We start from the raw sequence: 22619 nt of genomic DNA, 5'->3' as shown, positions 1-22619 counted from the left end.
TGCGCAGCCATATATCCTTATTTGTTGTTCTGTCTAAAAAATAATTGAAAGAATGAGGCCGTGCGGCATTTTTCTTATGAAATGTTTGCCGGTCTCGAGGAAAAGTGATACTTTTGCACCCAGAACTCGAAAAGGTTAAGAAAATGAAGTCTTACGCATCTTATCTCTACTTCTACTTTTACTTTGCAAGCAATTGTGAAGCGGGAAGTTGCGTGTAATTTCAACTTAAGACCAAGAGATTAAACCAAGAGGTTTACGCTGAGTCCCGCTTCATGTCCATGAGGCGGGACTCGGTGTTTACGGCCCTTGACCCAAGAAACAGGACACAAAAGATGAAAAGAGTAGCCATACAAGGCATTCCCGGGTCGTTTCACGACATCGCGGTCCGACAGTATTTCGAGGGCGAGCAGATACAGTTGATCTGCTGCTCCACGTTCGAGGACGTGTTTGAAAACATCAAGCGCGACCCTACGGTCATTGGCATGCTGGCCATCGAGAACACCATCGCCGGCTCGCTGCTCCATAACTACGACCTGCTGCGGGCCAGCAACACCACCATCGTTGGAGAGCACAAACTGCACATCTGCCATAGCATTTGCTGTCTGCCCGACGATGATTGGAGCACCCTCACCGAGGTGCACTCGCACCCCGTTGCCCTGATGCAGTGCCGTGGATTTCTGGCTAATCATCCCGACCTGAAGGCCGTGGAGGGGGAAGACACTGCCGGCAGTGCAGCCTACATTCAGCGGCATCGGTGTCGCGGCTGGGCCGCCATCTGTCATGCGGATGCCGCCGAAATGTACGGGTTGAAAGTGCTGGAGAACCACATCGAGGACAACAAACACAATTTTACGCGGTTCCTCGTGGTGAGCGATCCGCGCAAGGCCGACTTCCTGCGTCCGCTCAATGCCTCGCGCAAGGCCAGCCTGGTGTTCTCGTTGCCCCATTCGGAGGGCTCGCTCTCCAAGGTGCTCACCATTCTGAGCTTCTACGACATCAACCTCACCAAGATACAGTCGCTGCCCGTCATCGGGCACGAGTGGGAGTATTTGTTCTATGTGGACGTGACGTTCGACGACCTGACCCGCTACCGGCAGTCCATCGACGCCATCACCCCCCTGACCAAGGACATCAGAATCATAGGCGAATACATCGAGGCCCAAGTATAAATCCCAAGCAGAACACGCACCATGATACAACCAGCAGAAAGAGTAAACGCAATACAGGAATACTACTTCAGTCGCAAACTCAAGGAGGTGGCCCGGCTCAATGCCGAGGGCCTGGACATCATTTCGCTGGCCATTGGGTCGCCCGACATGCCTCCCTCGCCGCAGACGGTGGACAAGTTGTGCGCCGTGGCCCACGACCCGAAGGCCCACGGCTACCAGCCCACCGCGGGGCTGCCCGAGCTGCGCCGGGCCATGGCCGGATTCTATCGGCGTGTGTACGGAGTGGAGGTGGACTGGGCCACGGAGCTGCAGCCCATCATCGGCTCGAAAGAGGGCATCATGTATGCCACGCTGGCTTTCTGCAATCCCGGAGACGAGGTGCTCATTCCAGACCCCGGCTATCCCACTTACACGGCCATCAACAAGATATTCGGTACCCGAATCGTGAACTACGACCTGCGCGAGGACAACGGCTGGCAGCCCGACTTCGACCGGCTGGAACAGATGGATTTGAGCCGCGTCAAGGTGATGTGGACCAACTACCCCAACATGCCCACCGGGGGCAATGCCCGCCGCGAGACGCTGGAGCGGCTGGTGCAGTTTGCCCGCGACCACGACATCGTGGTGGTGAACGACAATCCCTACTCGCTCATCCTGAACCGTCGCCCGCAGAGCATCATGCAGGTGCCCGGGGCCAAGGACTGCTGCATCGAGTTCAACTCGATGTCGAAGAGCCACAACATGCCCGGCTGGCGCGTGGCCATGATGGTAAGTAATGCGAAGTATATCTCGTGGATGTTCAAGATACAGAGCAACATCGAGAACGGAATGTTTCGGGGCATTCAGCTGGCCGCCGCCGAGGCTCTCAATGCCAACGATGAGGCGTGGCATCTGGCCAACAATATTGAGAACTATGCCCGCCGGCGTGCCATCGCCGAGCAAATCATGACGGCCCTGGGCTGCACTTTCGACCCCACGCAGGTGGGCATGTTTCTCTGGGGGCGCATCCCCGACGCTTGCCGTGATGTGGAAGAACTCACCGAGCGCGTGCTTCACGAGGCCCGCGTCTTCATCACGCCGGGATTCATTTTCGGGCGGAACGGAGCGCGCTACATCCGCATCTCGCTCTGTGCCAAAGACGAGAAGGTGCAGGAGGCCTTGGCCCGCATTCAGCGTCTCGCACCATGGCCCAAGCGACCCGACACCCCCAATAACAGTATATAAAGTATAAAAACGACAGTCCCGGCCCCTCTGCGGGAGAGACTTTATCAAATCAAGATGATATGGAACTCGAACTGGAACCATTGAATTTGCCAAGTGACAACGAACGCCCCATCGTCATTGCAGGTCCCTGCAGTGCCGAGACCGAGGAGCAAGTGATGACCACCGCCCGCCAGCTGAAGGAAAAAGGCTGCCACATGTTCCGTGCCGGCGTGTGGAAGCCCCGCACCAAGCCGGGAGGATTCGAGGGCAACGGCGAGGCCGCCTTGCCTTGGATGAAGCAGGTGAAGGAAGAAACCGGCATGCTCACGGCCACCGAAGTGGCCAAGCCCGAGCACGTGGAGCTCTGCCTGAAGTATGGCATCGACATCCTCTGGGTGGGCGCACGCACGTCGGCCAACCCCTTTGCCATGCAGGACCTGGCCGACTCGCTCAAGGGAGTGGACATTCCCGTCTTTGTGAAAAACCCTGTGAACCCTGACCTGGAGTTGTGGATAGGAGCCTTGGAGCGCATCAACCAGGCGGGCGTCAAGCGGCTGGGAGCCATCCATCGCGGCTTCTCCAGCTTCGACAAGAAGATATACCGCAACCTGCCCATGTGGCAGATTCCCATGGAATTGCACCGCCGCATCCCCGCGTTGCCCCTCATCTGCGACCCCAGCCACATTGGCGGCCGTCGCGAGCTCATAGCCCCGCTCTGCCAGCAGGCCATGGACATGGGCTTCGACGGACTGATTGTCGAGAGCCACTGCACGCCCGATGCCGCCTGGAGCGACGCCCGCCAGCAGGTGACTCCCGACGTGCTCGACTACGTGCTCAGCCTGCTTGTAGTGCGCGACGAGGTGTCGACCACCGAGGGCATACGTCTGCTGCGCGGACAGATTGACGAGTTCGACAACCAGCTGCTCGACCTGCTGGCCAAGCGCATGCGGGTTTGCCGCGAAATCGGTCAGTACAAGAAAGAGCACAACATGACCGTGTTCCAAGCCAACCGCTACAGTGAAATTCTTGAGAAACGCGGGGCACAGGCCAGCCTGCTCGGCATCGAGCCGGAATGTGCGGCCCATATCTTCGAGCTGATTCACGAGGAAAGCGTGCGCCAGCAAATCGAAATCATTAACCGATAACCCCTGCACGCCACATGAAAATACTGATTATGGGAGCCGGAAAAATGGGCTCTTTCTTCATCGACCTGCTGAGTTTCGAGCACGAGGTGGCCGTCTATGAGAAAGATGCCCGGCGGCTCCGCTTCACCTATAACTGCCAACGCTTCACCGAGCTTGGCGAAATCGAGCCTTTCCAGCCCCAGCTGGTCATCAATGCCGTGACGGTGAAGTACACGCTTGCTGCCTTCAAGGAGGTGCTGCCTGTGCTGCCCGCCGACTGCATCCTCTCGGACATCGCATCGGTGAAAACCAATCTTCGGGAGTTCTACGAGCAGTCGGGGCATCCCTATGTGTCCACGCACCCGATGTTCGGACCCACTTTTGCCAATCTGAACCAGCTCTCCGAGGAGAACGCCATCATCATCAAGGAGGGCGACTACATGGGTCGCATCTTTTTCAAAGACCTGTATCAGAAGCTGGGGCTCAACATCTACGAATACACGTTCGAGGAGCACGACAGGATCGTGGCCTACTCGTTGAGCATTCCGTTTGTGTCTACCTTTGTCTTCGCCGCCGTCATGAAGCATCAGGATGCGCCGGGCACCACGTTCAAACGGCACATGCGCATTGCCAAGGGAGTGCTGTCAGAGGACGATTATCTGCTGCAGGAGGTGCTTTTCAATCCCTATACCCATGACCAGGTGTCGCGGATTCGCGATGAGCTGAAGCAGTTGCTCGAGGTTATCGACACCAAGGACGGCGAGGGGATGAAAGCCTATCTTGAGAAGATTCGCCGCAATGTGTCCAGATAAAAAGCCGATATTAATTTTTCCAAAAACTCATCATAGTGTTCTTTTTTCACCTGATTATTCTGTAACTTTGCAGCAAATTAGGTGCGGGCAAACGGCGTGCGTATAGCTTTTGACACGGTTTGCCGATACCAAAGAACGATGAAAACAGCATGTTTGAGAACTTAACAGACCGTCTGGAACGCTCTTTCAAGATTCTGAAAGGAGAGGGAAAGATCACAGAAATCAATGTTGCCGAAACCCTGAAAGACGTGCGCCGGGCCTTGCTCGATGCGGACGTCAACTTCAAAGTGGCCAAGACTTTCACCGACACGGTGAAGCAGAAGGCACTGGGCATGAACGTGCTCACGGCCGTGAAGCCGGGTCAGCTCATGGTGAAGATTGTGCACGACGAGCTGGTGAAGCTGATGGGCGGCGAGGCGGCAGAGCTGAATCTTACGGGCCGGCCGGCCGTTGTCCTGATGTCGGGACTGCAAGGATCGGGTAAGACCACGTTCAGCGGCAAGCTCGCCAACATGCTGAAGAGCAAGCAAAACAAGAAGCCCCTGCTCGTGGCTTGCGACGTTTACCGTCCCGCAGCCATCGAGCAGCTCAAGGTTGTTGCCGCCCAGCTCGACGTGCCGGTCTATTCAGAGGACGGCAACAAACAGGTAAACGAGATTGCGCTTCATGCCATTCAGGAAGCCAAGGCCAAGGGCAACGACGTGGTCATCATCGATACGGCCGGCCGACTGGCCGTGGACGAGGAGATGATGAACGAGATAGCCTCGCTCAAGGAGACCGTGCATCCCGACGAAACCCTGTTCGTGGTCGACTCGATGACCGGCCAGGATGCCGTGAACACGGCCAAGGAGTTCAACGACCGCCTCGACTTCGACGGTGTCATCCTGACCAAACTCGACGGCGATACCCGTGGCGGTGCGGCCCTTTCCATCCGCACGGTGGTGACGAAACCCATCAAGTTCATCGGCACCGGCGAGAAGATGGATGCCATCGACGTGTTCCACCCCGACCGTATGGCTGACCGTATTCTCGGCATGGGCGACGTGGTGTCGCTCGTGGAGCGTGCGCAGGAGCAGTTCGACGAGGAAGAAGCCAAGCGCTTGCAGAAGAAAATCCAGAAGAACAAGTTCGATTTCAACGACTTCCTGGGCCAGATAGAGCAAATCAAGAAGATGGGAAATCTGAAGGATTTGGCCTCGATGATTCCCGGTGTGGGCAAGGCTATCAAGGATGTCGACATAGACGACAACGCTTTCAAAGGCATCGAAGCCATCATCCGCAGCATGACGCCGAAAGAGCGAGTCAACCCCGAGATACTGAATCAGAGCCGCCGTCTGCGCATTGCCAAGGGATCGGGCACGAGCATTCAGGAGGTGAACCGGCTCATCAAGCAGTTCGACCAGACCCGTAAGATGATGAAGATGGTCACTGGCAACCAGATGAAGTCGATGATGGCACGCATGAAAGATATGAAAGGCATGCCCGGAATGCCCGGGAGCATGCCCGGCATGTAACCGCGGACAACGCCCGCCAACCCACACAAACCATGTACACACTGATAGACGGAAAGGCTACGGCAACAGCTATCAAGCAGCAGATTGCCGACGAAGTGAAGCAGCTGACGGCCCGTGGCGGCAAGCAGCCCCATCTGGCTGCCGTGCTGGTGGGCCACGACGGCGGCTCGGAAACCTATGTGAAGAACAAGGTCATTGCCTGCGAGCAATGCGGCTTCAAGTCTACGCTGATACGTTTCGAGGCCGACGTCACCGAGGAGGAGCTCCTCGCCTGTGTGGATCGGCTCAACCGTGATGCCGATGTGGACGGATTCATTGTGCAGTTGCCACTGCCCGCGCACATCGACGAGCAGAAGATTATCATGGCCGTCGACTACCGCAAGGACGTGGACGGGTTCCACCCCATCAACGTGGGCCGCATGGCCATTGGCCTTCCTTGTTTCATTTCGGCCACGCCGTTGGGCATCCTCACCCTGTTGCAGCACTACCGAATACCCACTTCGGGCAAGAAGTGCGTGGTGCTGGGGCGCAGCAATATTGTGGGCAAACCCATGGCCCAGCTCATGATGCAGAAGCAGTATGGCGATGCCACGGTCACCGTGTGCCACTCTCATTCGGCCCACCTCAAGGAGGAATGCCGCGAGGCCGACATCATCATTGCTGCCATCGGACGCCCTGATTTCGTCACCGCCGACATGGTGAAAGAGGGTGCCGTGGTCATCGACGTGGGCACCACACGCGTGCCGGACGCCACCCGCAAGAGCGGATTCCGCCTCAATGGCGACGTGAAGTTTGGCGAGGTGGCCCCCAAGTGCGCTTTCATCACGCCCGTGCCGGGCGGCGTGGGCCCCATGACCATCTGCTCGCTGATGAAGAACACGCTCGCCGCGGGCAAGCACGAATACTACAAGTAAGCACCACAACCCACCTCCCGGCGGCCTGAATGCCGCGCGGGGCGGGGCAAAAGATATTTCGTAATAACTTGATTTTTTATAACTCTCTAATTTTGGGAGGCAGGTCGCAGTGATTGCAACCTGCCTTTTTTTATCCCCGTTGTGGACTTTTGCCGTAGGAAAGTTCTGCCTTTACGCTGTTTTTGCGTATATTTGCAAGCACAAACCGACTTGAACCAACATCATGAAGAAATCTTTATTGCTGCTGGCCGCCGCGGCTTTGGCGGCGCAGACGCGCGCCCAGCAGCCCGTTCCGGCTTATCAAATCATAGGCAGGGACACCACTTGTCAAATCTTTGTCTACTCGCCCGGAGAGAAAGACGGCCTGCATCTGGCCTATCTCACCGACAACGACCACTGGCAGGACGTGGGCCAGCTCTGCGCTTCCGACTATGCGGAGTGGGGCTCCGAGAAGCGCATGCACCATCCCTACGTGGTGCATGCCAGTGACGGCACATGGCGGTTGCTCTTTGGGGTGAACGACTATTCGCCCTGCTTCGCAGCCGCCTACAGCGAGGACTTGGTGACATGGCGGCCGCAGGACTATCCGCGCGTGGCCGAGAAAGGGGTGGCGGAGCCCGTGATGTTCCAGATGGACGACGGCACTTTCGACATCTATTTCAAGGCCAAGGACGGCACCCGCCACTACGTACAGGCCAGCGAAGACTTCCGCAAGTTCACGGAACAGCCCGGCCCGAGCACCATTGAGGACATGGCTTGGATGCGCGACACGGCCACCGTGGGCGGCCGTGTGCAGCAGGGCAACCAGTTCGACGTGCCCAAACTGCACCTCGACTACATACGCCAGTATTTTGCGGCCATCGACCGTGACAACGAGTTGAGCCGCGAAACCATGCGCGACGACGCCCGCCGTTTTGCCCGCATCGGCAACAACGTGGAGGCCACGCTCACCGTGAAGCCCGCCCAGACTAAGCGCATCAGCGACAAGCTGCTGGGTGTTTTCTTCGAGGACATCAGCTATGCGGCCGACGGCGGCCTCTATGCCGAACTGGTGCAGAACCGCGATTTCGAATATTCCCCGGCCGACCGCCGCGGGTGGACGGCCACCACGGCGTGGCAGTCGAACCGCGAGATACGGATTGCCACCGACGTGCCGCTGAGCACTGCCAATCCCCACTATGCCGTGCTGGCCGCCCGCGACACCTTATATAATATAGGGTGGGACAGCATCACCGCCGCACCGCAGTCGGCGTTCGACTTCTCGGTCTACGTGCGCAACGAGTCGGGCCTCCGCAACCAGCTGCTCGTGGCCCTCGTTGCAGCCGACGGCACCGCTGTGGCCAAGGGCAAGCTCAAGATAGAGGGGCAGGGATGGAACCGCTACACACTGCCCCTTGTGGTCGATAGGAAAGCCTTGAAGGGGCGCGTACGCCTGGCCCTCACCCCGCTGAAAGAGGGGCAGCTGGCCGTCGACATGGTGAGCCTGTTCCCCCGCGAAACCTTTCGCGGCCACGGTCTGCGCAAGGATCTGGCCGAGGCCATTGCCGCCTTGCACCCCAAGTTTGTGCGTTTTCCCGGCGGTTGCATGAGCCACGGCCAGGGCATTGACAACATTTATCACTGGAATCAGACCGTGGGTCCGTGGCAAGACCGCACGCCGGCCCCCAACATTTGGAACTATCACCAGACGCGCGGCCTGGGCTTCTACGAGTATTTCCAGTTCTGCGAAGACATCGGGGCCGAGCCGCTGCCCGTGCTGGCCGCCGGCGTGCCCTGCCAGAACTCGCGCTGCAATGCCGACGGCTACGGCGGCCAGCAGGGCGGCATCCCCATGGACCAGATGCCAGCCTACTGCCAGGAGCTGCTCAACCTCATCGAGTGGGCCAACGGCGACCCCGCCACCTCCAGCTGGGCGCGGTTGCGTGCCGAGGCCGGCCATCCCGCCCCGTTCAACCTGAAGTATATCGGTATAGGCAACGAAGACATCATTTCCACGGCCTTCGAGGAGCGCTGCGAGATGATATGCAGGGCCATCAAGGAGCGTTACCCCCACATCAAGGTGTGCGGCACGGTGGGCCCGTTCCACGATCCCTCGCCCGACTATGTGGAGGGATGGAAGTTTGCCAAGGCCCATCCCCAGCTGTTCGACATGGTAGACGAGCATTATTATGAGTCGACGGGCTGGTTCATGCACCACCAGGACTACTACGACCACTACGACCGAACGGGTCCCCAGGTGTATCTGGGCGAGTGGGCGTCGAGGAGTACCACTCACGAGAGCGCCCTCGTGGAGGCCATGCACCTGTGCGCCCTCGAGCGCAACGGCGACGTTGTGGCCATGTCGAGCTATGCGCCACTGCTGTGCAAGGAGGGCCACGCCAACTGGAACCCCGACATGATCTACTTCAACAACGACACCATCACTGCCCTCACGCCCAGCTATGAGACGCAGCGGCTTTGGGGCACCTACTGCGGCGATGAGTATGTGGCCTCCGAACTGGCCATCGCTCCCGAGCTGCGCTATCGCTTGGCGGCCAGCGTAGTACGCAACACTGCCACGGGCAAGACTTATCTGAAACTTGTCAACGCTCTGCCGTCGCAGCTCACGCTCACCGTCGACGGCCTGTCGATACCTGCCGGAGCCCCTGTCGAGGGCTTCCACGGACAGGTGACCGACCGCCGTGTGCGCGTGGAACGGACTGCCGCCGAGGGGCCCCGCCTCGTGCTTCCCCCGTATGCCGTGCGCGTGATCGAGCTCTGATGCTGTACGCATTCCGAGGCCGCAATCCGGCGATTAAGCCGGATTGCGGCCTCGGAATGCCCAAAATGGGCGTTTTGGTTAAAAAGATTGAAAAAGCGTCATGACTTATATCAATAAATGTGTAAATTGTTGCGTTAATGCGAAAAACATTTGGAGGTATCAAGCTTTTTTTATTATTTTGCATCCCGAAAAGTTGACAAGATAACAAATCAACAGTTAAATATTAAAACAAGAGAGTATGAAAAAGTTATTTACTTTGCTGGCAGCTGCATCGATGGCTGCTTCCTTGTCTGCTCAGACGGTAACCGAGAGCAAGACATTCGACAATGTTTACGTAGGCATCAACGGTGGTGTAGCTACCAAGACCACGGGCCACGCTTGGCTGAAGGACCTCAATCCCAACGCCGGCATCCGTGTGGGCCGCTACTTCACGCCGGTTTTCGGCTTGGCTGTTGAGAGCAACGCTTATTTCTCCAACAAGCCTTGGACTTCTGTCGGCACCACCGTGCGTGCCATCAACACCAGCTTGCTGGGTACCGTGAACCTGAGCAATTGGTTCGGCGGCTACAAGGGCGAGCCCCGTGCATTCGAGGTGAGCGCCGTGTATGGCTTGGGTTGGGGTCACGTGTTCGGTAACAGCAACAAGTATATCGGCAGCGACTTCAAGCAGAACGACCAGCTGAAGAACGCCCTCGCCGGCAAGCAGAACATCGTGAAGACCAACAGCCTGACCTCCAAGGCCGGTCTGGACTTCGCTTTCAACCTCGGCGAGAAGAAGGCTTGGCAGGTATATGTGGAGCCCGCTGTGATTTGGGGCCTCAACGGTCTCGGCTACGAGGGCGCACAGTACAACATCAACAAGTCGTTCGTTCAGCTGAACGCCGGTGTTGTCTACAAGTTCAAGAACTCCAACGGAACGCACAACTTCACCATCGCCCAGCTCCGCGACCAGAGCGAGATCGATGCGCTGAACTCCACCATCAACGACCTGCGCAACGAGTTGGCCAAGAAGCCGAAAGAGGTCGTGAAGACCGTGGTGAAAGAAGCACCGGCTCCTCAGCAGGTGAAGGTTGAGAATCTCGTGTTCGTTACTTTTGCTCAGGGCAAGTCTGTACTCACCAAAGAGGCCAAGAAAGCCCTCGATGTTGTTGCCGCCGGCAAGCACGTTCAGATCGTAGGTACCGCTTCTCCCGAGGGTTCCAAGGAGGTTAACGACCGTCTGTCCCAGGCTCGTGCCGACGTGGTGGCCAACTACCTCAAGACCAAGGGCGTGAATGTGGACGAGGCTACAGGCAAGGGTGTGCAGGGCACTACCTCCAACCGTCTGGCCGTAGTTTACGTGAAGTAACCCTCACAACGACAATATTTCGAGTCCCGCTGCCCGTCAGGTGCAGCGGGATTTTTTGTAGCCGCCCGCCGCGCGCTTCTTCCCGGAGCCGCGACTGGTGGCTTTCGGCGGTGTGATGACAGTGCAAACGCGTCGTGATTACGGCGTAACGGCGGTGCGATTACGGCGTAACGGCGATGCGTTGACGGCGCAATGGCGGAGCGATTCTTGGGGCGTCGCACTTCAAATTTCAGATTGTCGCCATTTCGCGGCTTTGTCTTACAGGTTTGTTCAATATCTCATTTTTCGGCCGATAATCCGTTGCGGTTATAAATAAAATCCGTACCTTTGCATGAAAATTGTAATTTGTGGTATATGAAGCATCCGTTGAGAAGTTCCGTCTGCACCGAGGGGAGGCGCATGGCAGGCGCCCGCGCCCTGTGGGTGGCCACGGGCATGAAGCACGAACATTTTGGAAAGCCCATCATTGCCGTGGTCAATTCGTTCACCCAGTTTGTGCCGGGACACACGCATTTGCACGAGATAGGGCAGATTGTGAAGCAGGAAATCGAGAAGATGGGCTGCTATGCGGCCGAATTCAACACGATAGCCATTGACGACGGCATAGCCATGGGGCACGACGGCATGCTTTATTCGCTGCCCTCGCGCGACATCATCGCCGACTCCGTAGAGTACATGGTCAATGCCCACAAGGCCGACGCCATGGTCTGTATTTCCAATTGTGACAAGGTGACGCCGGGTATGCTCATGGCCGCCATGCGGCTCAACATCCCGACAGTGTTCTGTTCGGGCGGCCCCATGGAGGCCGGCCGCTGGCGCGGCGAGAATGCCGACCTCATCACGGCCATGGTTAAAGGTGCCGACCCCGAGGTGAGCGACGAGGAGCTGCAGCAGATCGAGGCCTGTGCCTGTCCCGGTTGCGGCAGCTGCTCGGGCATGTTCACGGCCAACTCGATGAACTCGCTCACCGAGGCCATTGGCCTCTCGCTGCCCGGCAACGGCACCATTCTGGCCACGCATGCCAACCGCATCGAGCTGTTCCGTCAGGCGGCGCGGCAGGTCGTGAAAAACGCATTGGCCTATTATGAAGACGGCGACGACAGCGTGCTGCCCCGCAACATTGCCACGCGTCAGGCCTTTCTCAACGCCATGACACTCGATATTGCCATGGGTGGCAGCACCAACACCGTGCTCCATCTGCTGGCCGTGGCCCAGGAGGGTGGGGTGGACTTCCAGATGAGCGACATCGACCGGCTGAGCCGCAAGGTGCCCTGCCTGTGCAAGCTGTCGCCCAACACGCAGCAGTATTCTGTGCAGGAGTGCAACCGTGCAGGCGGCATTCTGGGCATCCTGAACGAGCTGAACAAGGGCGGACTCATCGACGACAGCGTGCGTCGGGTGGACGGCATGACCGTGGGCGAGGCCATGGAGAGGTACGACATTACGGGTCCCGACGTCTCGCCCGAGGCCTCCCGCATCTACCACAGCGCGCCGGGCCGCCGCTTCTCCACCCGGATGGGGAGCCAGAACGAGCAGTGGCCCACGCTCGACACCGACCGCGAGCACGGCTGCATCCGCAGTTTGGAGCATGCTTACACCAAGGACGGCGGCTTGGCCGTGCTCTTTGGCAATATCGCCCAGGACGGCTGCGTGGTCAAGACAGCCGGTGTGGACGAGGCCTTGTGGCACTTCTCGGGGCCCGCCGTGGTGTTCGACTCGCAGGACGATGCCTGTGAGGGCATCCTCGGCGGCCGTGTCAAGAGCGGCGACTGCGTGGTCATCACCCACGAAGGGCCCAAGGGAGGCCCCGGCATGCAGGAGATGCTCTATCCCACTTCCTATATCAAGAGTCGCCACTTGGGCAAGGCATGCGCCCTGATTACCGACGGCCGCTTCTCGGGCGGCACCAGCGGACTGAGCATCGGACACGTCTCGCCCGAGGCCGCCTCGGGGGGCAACATCGGCAAAATCAAGGATGGCGACATCATTGAAATAGACATTCCGGGCCGCAGCATCAACGTGAAGCTCTCCGAAGAGGAGCTTGCCGCGCGGCCCCAGCAGCCGCTGAAGCGCCGGCGTGTGGTGAGCAAGGCCCTGCGCGCCTATGCCCAGAGCGTGAGTTCGGCCGACAAAGGCGGCGTGAGAATCATAGAATAAGGATAACAGAACAGAACTTTTAGCATCATGAACCCTACAAACAAGCAGCACAATACCACCCCATTCACTCCCGTCAGGCAGCGCGGCCCCGAGGCCCCTTGGGCGGGAATCCGCATCGGCGAAGAATGCACGGGGGCAGAGATACTCATGCGCGCACTCTATCAGGAGAGTGTACGCACCATCTTTGGCTATCCCGGCGGCGCCATCATACCAGTGTTCGACGCCTTGTACACCTATACCCACAAGCAGGATCCCTGGTTCCACCACGTGCTTGTGCGCCACGAACAGGCGGCAGCACACGCCGCCGAGGGCTATGCCCGCGTGAGCGGCGAGGTGGGTGTGGCCCTGGTCACCTCGGGTCCGGGCGCCACCAACACCATCACGGGCGTGGCCGATGCCATGATGGACTCCATTCCCATCGTGGTGATTGCCGGCCAAGTGGGCATCAGTTCACTGGGCACCGATGCCTTTCAAGAGGTGGATCTCGTGGGCATGGCCCAGCCCATCACGAAGTGGAGCTACCAGATACGTCGGCCCGAAGACGTGGCATGGGCCGTGAACCGGGCGTTCTACATTGCCCGAAGCGGCCGTCCCGGCCCTGTGGTGCTCGACTTTCCGCGCAACGCGCAGACGGGCAAGGCCAAGTGGATGCCCGGCAAGGCCGACGCGGTGCGCTCGTATTGCCCCTGCCCCAAGATAGACACGGGGGCTGTCGAAGCCGCCGCCGCACTCATCAACCAGGCCAAGAAACCGATGGCTCTGGTGGGTCATGGCGTGGAGATTGCCGATGCTCAGCAGGAGCTCACGGCCCTGCTGGAGAAAGCCGACATCCCTGCAGGCTGCACGTTGCTGGGCCTCTCGGTGCTGCCCTCGGGCCATCCGCTCAACGTGGGCATGCTTGGCATGCACGGCAACTACGCGCCCAATGTGAAGCAGCAGGAGGCCGACGTGATTATTGCCGTGGGCATGCGCTTCTCCGATCGCGTCATTGGCCGGCTCGACCGCTATGCTAAGCAGGCCAAGATTATCCATCTCGACGTGGATGCTGCCGAGATAGACAAGAACGTGAAGACCGACGTGGCCGTGGTGGGCGACTGCAAAGAGAGCCTCGCGGCTATCTCCGCGCTTGTGGACAAGGCCGACCACAGCGCATGGCGAGCCTCGTTCGGCCCCCTCTATGAGGAGGAGAAGCGCGAGGTTATCGCCCCCTCCATCCATCCGTCTGAGGGGCCGTTGCTCATGGGCGAGGTGGTGAACGCCGTGGCCGAAGCCACCCATGGCCAGGCCATTCTGGCCAACGACGTGGGCCTGAACCAGATGTTCTCCAGCCGGTATTTCAAGTTTGGCGTGAAGCGTAGCATCGTCACCAGCGGCGGTCTGGGCACCATGGGCTTCGGTCTGCCAGCTGCCGTGGGTGCCGTCTTCGGTGCACCCGACCGCACGGTGTGCCTCTTCACGGGCGACGGCGGCTTCCAAATGTCCATCCAGGAGCTGGGAACCATCATGGAGGAGCAAGTTCCGGTGAAGATGATCGTGCTCAACAACAACTATTTGGGCAACGTGCGGCAGTGGCAAGACCTGATGTACGACAAGCGTCGTTCGTTTACTCACATGCTCAATCCCTGCTACGAGGACATTGCCCGAGGCTATGGCATCGCCTACGATTTGGTGACCGACCGCAAGGATCTGGAAGCCAAGGTGGCCCGTATGCTGGCCACCGACGGGCCCTACCTGCTGGAGTGCGCCGTCAAGGAGGAGGAGAACGTCACCCCGATGGTGACTCCCGGCAGTGCCGTGGACGAAATGATGTTGCATTTGGACATATAAGAATTATGGAAAAGAAGTTTTATACCTTGCTCGTTTACAGTGAGAACGTGGCCGGTATCCTCAATCAGGTGACGGCCGTTTTCACCCGTCGGCAGGTCAATATAGAGAGTCTCAACGTGTCGGCATCGAGCATTGACGGCATCCACAAGTACACAATCACCTGCTGGAGCTGCGAAAACGAGATAGAAAAAATCACGAAACAACTCGAGAAGAAGATAGACGTCATCAAGGCCGACTACTATACCGACGATGAATTGTTCATTCACGAGGTGGCGCTCTTCAAGATTTCAACGCCCGTACTGCTCGACAATGCCGAGATTTCGCGCACCATCCGCAAGCACGACGCACGCATGATGGAGGTGAACCCCACCTATTCCACGGTGCTGCTGGCCGGTCTCACCGAGGACATCTTCGACCTTTATACGCGGCTCAACAGCTTCAACTGCCTACTGCAATACACGCGTTCGGGGCGCATCGCCGTGACGCGGAGCTTCGAAGAGCCCGTGACCGACTTCCTCAACGGGCAGGACAATCTGTAAATCAGCCACATGCGGTCTTCCGGACGGCATGTGCAGAAAGCACAAGGATATGGAGAAGATGCTGCCCAAGACGGGCAAATACGAGTTTATGGCCGAGCCGTTCCACTGCGATTTCAGCAACCGGCTGTTCATGGGACACCTTGGCAACGCCATGCTCAACGCGGCCGACTTCCACAGTAACGACCGCGGTTACGGTATGAGCTACTTGAATGGTTTGCACAAGACTTGGGTGCTCTCGCGCCTGGCCATAGAGATGGAGGAGATGCCTACGGCCTACGACCGCTTCTCGGTGGAGACTTGGGTGGAGAGTGCCATGAAGTTCTTTACGAGCCGAAACTTTGCCGTGACCGGCCCCGACGGCCGCACACTGGGCTACGGCCGTAGCATTTGGGCCATGATCGACACGGAAACGCGGCAGCCGGTGGACTTGCTGGCCGTGCGCGACGGGCTTATCAATGCCTATGTGGAGCGCGACAAGGCGTGCCCCATCAGCAAGCCCTCGCGCGTGAGGATGGACAAGGAGGCCCCGCTGGTGCACAGCCTCGACACCTATTACAACGACATTGACGTCAACGGCCATGTCAACTCGGTGAAATACATCGAGCATGTGCTCGACTTGTTCGACCTCCCATGGTACCGTTTGCACCGGCTGCAGCGTTTCGAGATAGCCTATGTGGCCGAGAGCCACCAGGGCGATCGACTCCATTTCTACCGGGAGCAGACCGGCGAAGACGAGTATGGGGTGAGAATCACCAAGGGAACGGACGACGAGGTAGAGGTTGTAAGAAGTTTGATAAGGTTTGCAAAAGATTGAAAGAAACCTTTGCGGTTTGCTTTTAAATCGTTACCTTTGTGCGCGAAAACAAGCGTCGGCGTGCACGCGAGGAAAGAAACATGGAAGTTTAACGTTATAAATACATATCATTATGGCAGAGATGAACTTTGGTGGCGTAGTTGAAAATGTAGTCACCAACAAGGAATTTACTTTGGAAAAGGCACGCGAAGTGCTCAAGAATGAGACGATCGCAGTCATCGGCTACGGTATTCAGGGTCCCGGCCAGGCCGGAAACCTCCGCGACAACGGCTTCAATGTCATTGTGGGCCAGCGCGAGGGCAAGACCTACGACAAGGCGGTGGCCGACGGATGGGTGCCCGGAAAGACGCTGGTTTCCATCGAGGAGGCCGTGCAGCGTGGCACCATCATCTGCATGCTGCTCTCCGATGCCGGCCAGATTGCTGTGTGGCCCAAGATCAAACCCTATCTCGTGCCGGGCAAAACGCTCTATTACTCGCATGGCTTTGCCATCAACTGGCAGGATCGCACGGGCGTGGTGCCCCCCGAAAACATCGATGTCATCATGGTGGCTCCCAAGGGATCGGGCACCTCGCTCCGCACGATGTTCCTCGAAGGCCGCGGTCTGAACTGCTCGTATGCCGTTTATCAGGACGCTTCGGGCAAGGCAGAGGAGAAGACCATAGCCTTTGGCATCGGCATCGGCGCTGGCTACATGTTCAAGACTACGTTCCACAAGGAGGCCACATCCGACCTTACCGGCGAGCGCGGATCACTGATGGGGGCCATCGAAGGACTGCTGGAGGCACAGTATGAAGTGCTCCGCTCGCACGGCCACTCCCCCTCTGAGGCTTTCAATGAGACCGTTGAGGAGCTCACCCAAAGCCTTGGCCCGCTGTTCGGCGAAAAGGGAATGGACTGGATGTATGCCAACTGCTCGACCACGGCCCAGCGCGGCGCACTCGACTGGCGGCCCCGTTTCAAGGCGGCCATCAAGCCTGTCATGGAGTGGCTCTACCTGAGCGTGGAGAACGGAACAGAGGCTCAAATCTCCATAGACAAGAACTCTCAGCCCGACTATCGCGAGAAATTGAATGCCGAACTCAAGGAAATGCACGACATGGAAATGTGGCGTGCAGCCGAGACGGTGCGTCAGCTCCGCCCCGAGAACAACTAAGCGGCCATTCAAAACAGAAGACAAGCGGGAGCCCCGAACCTTGGAAGAGGTTCGGGGCTCTTTGTGTTCGTGTCACTGGAAGCCCTTGGACGCTGGACAATAAAGCCGTATTCGCCCCACGATAAAGCCGTGGAGGCACAGCGAAAAACCCGTAAACGCATGATGAAAAACCCGTAAACGCGTGACGAAAAACCCGTGGACGCGTGGCGAATAACCCGTGGACGCACGACGGCAAAATGGCCGCCGGTCGCCGGTGAGGCGGGGCATTATATGAAAATGCAGGCTCCCTCTACGTGGATTTGCTCTTCGGCGGCCAGCTGGTGCAGGGCCTCGTCGAGCCGGGCCTTGGGCAGTGGCAGCCGGGAGAGCTCGGCGAGAGCGTGGCGCCGGCCGTCGGACAGCAGGCCGAGGATGAGCCGCACGGCCTCGCCGGTGCCGGGTTGGGGATTGGAGGACGCGACGACAGCCCGGCAAACATCGCATGCGCCGCAGTCGTGGCTGCCGGTCTCGCCGAAGTAGCGCAGCAGCTGGCGGCTGCGGCAGACGCTGTCGTTGGTGGCGTATTCCATCATGGCGTCGATGCGTTTGGTGAACTGCGTCTTGCGGTCTTCGTACACACTGGGCGGGATAACCACGTCGTCGCGGTCCACGCGGTCGCGCAAGTAGGTGATGAAAGGCGTCTTTCGCTGGGGAATGAAGCTGAGGATGTGCTTGTGGTCAAGGCCCCGCAGCACCTGGTAGGTGCGTTCGCGGCCCAGCCCTGCCTGCTGGGCGATGAGGGCTTCGTCGATGTAACCGTAGTCGGTGAACAGGCTGCCGTAGTTGCGCAGCACGGCCGTGATGACGGCATCTTCGTCGGGCGAGGTCTCCTCCAGCCGGTAGAGCTCGTTGCGCCGCAGCAGGAACATCAGGCGGGCTGCGGCATCCGGGTCGGTCTCGTAGGCGATGAGGCCCGCGCTTTGCAGCAGACGCAGGGCGGCGTCCACCGTGAGCGGGAAGTACTTGTAGGTGTGGCAGAACTTGTCTATCTCGAAAGAGAACGTGTGGCCGCCGCCGCTACCCGTGCCGATGACGTAGTAATAGGCCAGGTGCTCGTACACGTCGCGGATGTAATCCTTGGGCGGAAAGTTGTCGTCGATGCGCTTGCAGAGCTTGCGCCGGTCGCTGTTGTTCCACAGTAGCACGGCATAAGCCGTCTGCCCGTCGCGGCCGGCCCGCCCCGCTTCCTGGAAGTAGGCTTCGATGGAATCGGGACAATCCACGTGGACGACGAGGCGCACGTCGGGCTTGTCGATGCCCATGCCGAAAGCGTTGGTGGCCACGATGACGCGTTTGGCCCCCTGCTGCCACAGCCGTTGCCGCTCGTCCTTGGTGGCGGGCTCCAGTCCGGCATGGTAAAAAGTGGGGGAAAGGCCCTGCTGCTCCAGCAGGGCCGAGATGTCCTTGCATCGTCGGCGGCTTCGCACATAGACGATGGCCGAGCCCTGTACGGCGGTGAGAATGCGGGCGAGCTCTGCCTCCTTATCGGTGGCTTCGCGCACCACGTAGGCCAGATTTCTGCGCTCGAAGCTCATGCGGAACACATTGGGGTGGCGGAACGACAGCCGCTGCTGGATGTCGTCGGCGACCTGCGGTGTGGCCGTGGCCGTGAGCGCGAGCACGGGAGCCTCGGGCTTGAGCCGGCGGATGTCGGCAATTTGGAGGTAGGAGGGGCGGAAGTCGTAGCCCCACTGGCTGATGCAGTGGGCTTCATCCACGGTGATGAAGCTCACGCGGATGCGCTTCAGCTTCTCCAGAAAGATGGTAGAGGAGAGGCGTTCGGGCGAGACATAGAGAAACTTGACGTCGCCGAGGATGCAGTTTTCCAGCGTCTTCACAATCTCGGCACGCGACATGCTCGAGTAGATGGCCGAGGCAACGATGCCCTTGGTCCGCAGGTGCTGCACCTGATCTTTCATCAGAGCAATGAGCGGCGTGACGACAAGGCACACGCCCTCCTGGGCCAACGCGGGCACTTGAAAGGTAATGGACTTGCCGCCGCCCGTGGGCATGAGCCCCAAGGTGTCGTTGCCCGCCCCGATGCTGCGGATTATATCGTGCTGGATGCCACGAAAATTGTCGTAGCCCCAGTACTCCCTGAGGATGCGCTGATACTGGTCGGCCATGGGTTGCAGCCCTTTACAGCTCGTCCTCGGCCGGCCGGATGTCCTCGATTTGCAGCTGCACCTGGTTGCGCTTGAACACGTTTTCCTCGATGGTGTAGGCAATGTCGAACGAGCGTTTCGACTTGATGTAGCGGGCCGAAGCGCTTTGTCCGAAGGCGATGCCGTTGACCACGGCCCCCGATTTGGAGTCGACGAGCTCCAGTTTGATGTGTTCCTGCGCGCGTCCCACCACCTTGCTCGTGCCGTAATCGTAGACTCCCTTGGTGCAGAAAACCGGTTTGGGGTTGCCCGGCCCAAAGGGGGAGAAGCGCTTCAAGTCGTTGTACAGCCGCTTGGAAATGTCTCTAAAGTCGAGCTCCGCATCCAGATCGAGGTAGGCTTCAGTCTGTTCGGGCATGATGTGCTCCTCTACAAAGTGCTGGAATCGACGGCGGAACTCGGGCACATCAGCCCATCGCAGCGTGAGCCCGGCGGCGTAGGTGTGGCCCCCGAAGTTGAGCAACAGGTCGCGGCAACTCTTGATAGCCGCATAAATATCGAAGCCCATGACCGACCGGGCCGAGCCCGTGGCCAGCTCGTTGTCGCGTGTAATCACCACGGTGGGGCGGAAATAGATCTCCGTGAGCCGCGAGGCCACGATGCCGATGACCCCTTTTTTCCAATGTTCGTCGTAGAGCACGATGCTGGAATGGTGCTTCTGGCTTTCGAGTTTGGCCACAATCTGGTTGGCCTCTTCGGTCATTTGCTTATCAATATCCTTGCGTTGCTCGTTGTATTCATTGATGTGACGTGCCTCCTTGAGGGCGGTGGCGAAGTCCTTTTCAACGAGCAGAACCACGCTCTCCTTGCCGTTTTCTATGCGTCCCGAGGCGTTGATGCGTGGGCCAATCTTGAAGATAATGTCGCTCATGGATATTTCGCGGCCGTTGAGTCCGCAGATGTCGATGATGGCTTTCAGGCCTACACTGGGATTCTGGTTGAGCTGTTTGAGGCCGTGGAAAGCCAGAATGCGGTTTTCGTCGACCACGGGTACAATGTCGGCGGCGATGCTGACGGCGCAGAAATCGAGCAAAGGGATGAGCCGCGAAAAGGGAATGCCGTTGTTTTTGGCAAAGGCTTGCATGAACTTGAAGCCCACGCCGCAGCCGCACAGCTGCTTGAAAGGGTAGGTGTCGTCGGGGCGTTTGGGGTTGAGGATGGCCACGGCGGGGGGCATCACATCGTCGGGCACGTGATGGTCGCAGATGATAAAGTCGATACCCAGGCTCTTGGCATAGGCAATTTCCTCGATGGCCTTGATGCCGCAGTCGAGTATAATGATGAGCTTGACGCCCGTTTCGTGGGCAAAGTCCATGCTCTTGCGACTCACTCCGTACCCCTCATCGTAGCGGTCGGGGATGTAATAGTCGATGTTTGAATAGAACTGTTGCAGAAACTTATACACCAGCGCGACGGCCGTGCACCCGTCCACGTCGTAGTCTCCGTAGACCAGAATGCGCTCCTTTCGCCCCATGGCATCATTCAATCGGTCGACGGCCACGTCCATGTCTTTCATCAGAAACGGGTTGATGAGGTCGGCCAGCTGAGGCCGGAAGAACCGCTTGGCGGCGCTTTCTGTGGTGATGCCCCGCTTGATGAGCAGTTGCGCCAGGATGGGATTCATGCTGAGCTTCTCGCCCAACTCCCTGGCTTGCTGGATGTGGTCTGGTGTAGGAGGGTCATATTTCCATTTGAAGTGCATTTGATTTTTCCTTTATTTCTGCCTCAAAGTTACGAATTTTCACCGAGAATGCTAACAGATTCCATGTAAAAGTTGGCCCTGCTCGGCTTAAATGACAGAGGGGACGCGCCAAGCGAATGGCGTGTCCCCTCTGATGGCGGACCCTTGCGGAGCCCGTATGGCGGCGGCGTCAGATGCCGATTTTCTTTCTAATGTCCTTGGGCACGGCGTTCTTGTTGACCATAAAGTCCATGGTATTGGCCACGATGAAGTTCTTGGTCATGTACCAGATGCCCTTGTAGTCGCCGGTCTCGCCCCACGAATTCTTCACCATGTAGTACTCCTTGCCGTTCTGATCCTTGGCAATTCCGTAGATGAGCATGCCGTGGTCGTCGGTGAGTTCCCAGTTGTCGTAGCGTTCCTGCCGCTGCTTCTGCGTGGGCGTTAGCTCGGGCACGTTCACGCCCAGAGAGTCTACAATGTTCCTCTTTTGGGCCGAAGAGAGCTTCAACCACTTGCCCATGTCGCTGCCTTCCATGCCTTCGAGCTTCTTGATGTCGCACATATAGGCCAGGCCTTGACGGGTGAAGCCGTCCTCGCTCACGTCGCCGCCCCAAGCCACGGTATAGCCGTTCATGATGGCATTGTCGATGATTTTGGCCAGCTCATCGATGGGCACGTTCCACGAGAGCGGGTTGCGCCAGTTGTCTTGCACCTCTACGGCAAACGATGTCCAGAAAGGATGGTGGGTGTAGGAGGTGAAGGTGGTGTAGTTGTTCCAGTCCAGACCCAGGCTGGCTGCGAAGCTCTGCGGCGTGTAACTCTTGCCCTGGTAGGTGAAGTTTTCGGGGCATCGGCCCAGATAGGCGTCGAGAATGCCCTGCAATCCCACTTTCCACTGGGTGGAAAGTTTCTTGGAATCACTCTTGGCCACGCTCTCCACGTAGGGGGTCATCACGGCGAAGAACTCATTGTAGTTGTTCAGCGAGTCGCCGTAGAGGCTGCCGGCGGCGGGCATGGCAGTCTCGGGGCAGATGCCGTAGTGCTGGATTACGTAGAGCGGATCGTAGCAACTGCCGCCTTGTGAGAACTGGCAGTCGCCGTGAAGACGCACTACTTGGACGGCGCGGTCCATGTAAGTCTTGTTGGCTACAAAGCTCTCACACAGGTCGTAAGTCTTTCCTGTGGCCTTGAGTATCTCGGCCTCGAAGAAGCTGAGCGTGGAAAAATCCCAGCAAGTGCCCGATCGATTCTGGTTCTTGATGCTGGTGATGGGGTTCTCTTTGACGACGGTAAAGACAGGCTTGTTGGGGTTCACGCTGTCTTTCTTGGCCTCTGCGCTGGCACTCATTGCTGTCACGGCAAGGGCGGCCAGTACGATAATTTTCTTCATTCT

At 58.5% G+C, this 22619-nt stretch carries 16 protein-coding genes; 13 read left to right on the top strand and 3 right to left on the bottom strand.

The features are described 5' to 3' along the window. Nucleotides 1-332: 332 nt before the first annotated feature. The 13 genes from PREDE_RS04110 (at nucleotide 333) to ilvC (ending at nucleotide 17338) form a co-directional block, all read left to right on the top strand. On the top strand, nucleotides 333-1169 hold the full coding sequence (locus PREDE_RS04110) for a prephenate dehydratase (protein ID WP_015298466.1): 837 nt from the start codon (nucleotides 333-335) through the stop codon (nucleotides 1167-1169). A gap of 21 nt (nucleotides 1170-1190) precedes the next feature. Continuing rightward, nucleotides 1191-2393, top strand: coding sequence for a pyridoxal phosphate-dependent aminotransferase (locus tag PREDE_RS04105; protein ID WP_005844396.1), 1203 nt, complete (start codon nucleotides 1191-1193; stop codon nucleotides 2391-2393). Nucleotides 2394-2452: 59 nt separating this feature from the next. Next, on the top strand, nucleotides 2453-3517 hold the full coding sequence (locus PREDE_RS04100; RefSeq protein WP_005844394.1) for a bifunctional 3-deoxy-7-phosphoheptulonate synthase/chorismate mutase type II: 1065 nt from the start codon (nucleotides 2453-2455) through the stop codon (nucleotides 3515-3517). A gap of 14 nt (nucleotides 3518-3531) precedes the next feature. Then, a complete protein-coding gene (locus PREDE_RS04095; RefSeq protein WP_005844393.1) occupies nucleotides 3532-4308 on the top strand; it encodes a prephenate dehydrogenase in 777 nt (258 codons plus the stop codon). A gap of 149 nt (nucleotides 4309-4457) precedes the next feature. Next, nucleotides 4458-5822 (top strand): signal recognition particle protein, encoded by a 1365-nt coding sequence (gene ffh / locus PREDE_RS04090; RefSeq protein ID WP_005844391.1) that lies wholly within the window; start codon nucleotides 4458-4460, stop codon nucleotides 5820-5822. Nucleotides 5823-5854: 32 nt separating this feature from the next. Continuing rightward, a complete protein-coding gene (gene folD / locus PREDE_RS04085) occupies nucleotides 5855-6736 on the top strand; it encodes a bifunctional methylenetetrahydrofolate dehydrogenase/methenyltetrahydrofolate cyclohydrolase FolD (protein ID WP_005844389.1) in 882 nt (293 codons plus the stop codon). Nucleotides 6737-6959: 223 nt separating this feature from the next. Further along, nucleotides 6960-9497: an alpha-L-arabinofuranosidase C-terminal domain-containing protein gene (locus PREDE_RS04080; protein ID WP_005844388.1), complete on the top strand. Its 2538-nt coding sequence runs from the start codon at nucleotides 6960-6962 to the stop codon at nucleotides 9495-9497. 238 nt (nucleotides 9498-9735) lie between these two features. Then, entirely contained in the window at nucleotides 9736-10845 is a 1110-nt protein-coding gene (locus tag PREDE_RS04075; protein ID WP_005844386.1) for an OmpA family protein, read from the top strand. 354 nt (nucleotides 10846-11199) lie between these two features. Beyond that, complete coding sequence (gene ilvD, locus PREDE_RS04070) at nucleotides 11200-13002, top strand: dihydroxy-acid dehydratase (RefSeq protein ID WP_015298464.1); 1803 nt, start codon at nucleotides 11200-11202, stop codon at nucleotides 13000-13002. A 27-nt stretch (nucleotides 13003-13029) separates the two neighbouring features. Further along, nucleotides 13030-14829 carry a biosynthetic-type acetolactate synthase large subunit gene (gene ilvB / locus PREDE_RS04065; protein WP_005844380.1) on the top strand — a complete coding sequence of 600 codons (1800 nt, stop codon included), beginning with the start codon at nucleotides 13030-13032 and terminating at the stop codon, nucleotides 14827-14829. A gap of 5 nt (nucleotides 14830-14834) precedes the next feature. Then, the gene (ilvN, locus tag PREDE_RS04060; RefSeq protein ID WP_005844378.1) at nucleotides 14835-15368 is read left to right on the top strand and encodes an acetolactate synthase small subunit; all 534 of its coding nucleotides are present in this window, start codon (nucleotides 14835-14837) and stop codon (nucleotides 15366-15368) included. Nucleotides 15369-15417: 49 nt separating this feature from the next. Continuing rightward, entirely contained in the window at nucleotides 15418-16182 is a 765-nt protein-coding gene (locus tag PREDE_RS04055; RefSeq protein ID WP_015298463.1) for an acyl-[acyl-carrier-protein] thioesterase, read from the top strand. Between the two features lie 112 nt (nucleotides 16183-16294). Beyond that, nucleotides 16295-17338, top strand: coding sequence for a ketol-acid reductoisomerase (gene ilvC, locus PREDE_RS04050; RefSeq protein WP_005844375.1), 1044 nt, complete (start codon nucleotides 16295-16297; stop codon nucleotides 17336-17338). A gap of 266 nt (nucleotides 17339-17604) precedes the next feature. On the opposite strand, the gene PREDE_RS04045 is transcribed toward ilvC, so the two are convergent. The 3 genes from PREDE_RS04045 to PREDE_RS04035 form a co-directional block, all read right to left on the bottom strand. Then, the gene (locus PREDE_RS04045) at nucleotides 17605-19503 is read right to left on the bottom strand and encodes a RecQ family ATP-dependent DNA helicase (protein WP_005844373.1); all 1899 of its coding nucleotides are present in this window, start codon (nucleotides 19501-19503) and stop codon (nucleotides 17605-17607) included. Nucleotides 19504-19516: 13 nt separating this feature from the next. Beyond that, complete coding sequence (gene recJ, locus PREDE_RS04040) at nucleotides 19517-21244, bottom strand: single-stranded-DNA-specific exonuclease RecJ (protein ID WP_005844372.1); 1728 nt, start codon at nucleotides 21242-21244, stop codon at nucleotides 19517-19519. Between the two features lie 169 nt (nucleotides 21245-21413). Next, a complete protein-coding gene (locus PREDE_RS04035) occupies nucleotides 21414-22616 on the bottom strand; it encodes a C1 family peptidase (protein ID WP_015298462.1) in 1203 nt (400 codons plus the stop codon). Nucleotides 22617-22619: the final 3 nt, after the last annotated feature.

Origin of the sequence: Prevotella dentalis DSM 3688 (assembly GCF_000242335.1) — a bacterium.
Lineage (GTDB): Bacteria > Bacteroidota > Bacteroidia > Bacteroidales > Bacteroidaceae > Prevotella > Prevotella seregens.
The sequence above is the reverse complement of the archived record's forward strand: the minus strand, read 5'-3'. Positions and strand labels throughout refer to the sequence as shown.

Excerpts from the sequence above, each read along its gene's own strand:
- PREDE_RS04110 (WP_015298466.1), top strand. The coding sequence starts at position 333 with ATGAAAAGAGTAGCCATACAAGGCATTCCCGGGTCGTTTCACGACATC.
- PREDE_RS04105 (WP_005844396.1), top strand. The coding sequence starts at position 1,191 with ATGATACAACCAGCAGAAAGAGTAAACGCAATACAGGAATACTACTTC.
- PREDE_RS04100 (WP_005844394.1), top strand. The coding sequence starts at position 2,453 with ATGGAACTCGAACTGGAACCATTGAATTTGCCAAGTGACAACGAACGC.
- PREDE_RS04095 (WP_005844393.1), top strand. The coding sequence starts at position 3,532 with ATGAAAATACTGATTATGGGAGCCGGAAAAATGGGCTCTTTCTTCATC.
- ffh (WP_005844391.1), top strand. The coding sequence starts at position 4,458 with ATGTTTGAGAACTTAACAGACCGTCTGGAACGCTCTTTCAAGATTCTG.
- folD (WP_005844389.1), top strand. The coding sequence starts at position 5,855 with ATGTACACACTGATAGACGGAAAGGCTACGGCAACAGCTATCAAGCAG.
- PREDE_RS04080 (WP_005844388.1), top strand. The coding sequence starts at position 6,960 with ATGAAGAAATCTTTATTGCTGCTGGCCGCCGCGGCTTTGGCGGCGCAG.
- PREDE_RS04075 (WP_005844386.1), top strand. The coding sequence starts at position 9,736 with ATGAAAAAGTTATTTACTTTGCTGGCAGCTGCATCGATGGCTGCTTCC.
- ilvD (WP_015298464.1), top strand. The coding sequence starts at position 11,200 with ATGAAGCATCCGTTGAGAAGTTCCGTCTGCACCGAGGGGAGGCGCATG.
- ilvB (WP_005844380.1), top strand. The coding sequence starts at position 13,030 with ATGAACCCTACAAACAAGCAGCACAATACCACCCCATTCACTCCCGTC.
- ilvN (WP_005844378.1), top strand. The coding sequence starts at position 14,835 with ATGGAAAAGAAGTTTTATACCTTGCTCGTTTACAGTGAGAACGTGGCC.
- PREDE_RS04055 (WP_015298463.1), top strand. The coding sequence starts at position 15,418 with ATGGAGAAGATGCTGCCCAAGACGGGCAAATACGAGTTTATGGCCGAG.
- ilvC (WP_005844375.1), top strand. The coding sequence starts at position 16,295 with ATGGCAGAGATGAACTTTGGTGGCGTAGTTGAAAATGTAGTCACCAAC.
- PREDE_RS04045 (WP_005844373.1), bottom strand. The coding sequence starts at position 19,503 with ATGGCCGACCAGTATCAGCGCATCCTCAGGGAGTACTGGGGCTACGAC.
- recJ (WP_005844372.1), bottom strand. The coding sequence starts at position 21,244 with ATGCACTTCAAATGGAAATATGACCCTCCTACACCAGACCACATCCAG.
- PREDE_RS04035 (WP_015298462.1), bottom strand. The coding sequence starts at position 22,616 with ATGAAGAAAATTATCGTACTGGCCGCCCTTGCCGTGACAGCAATGAGT.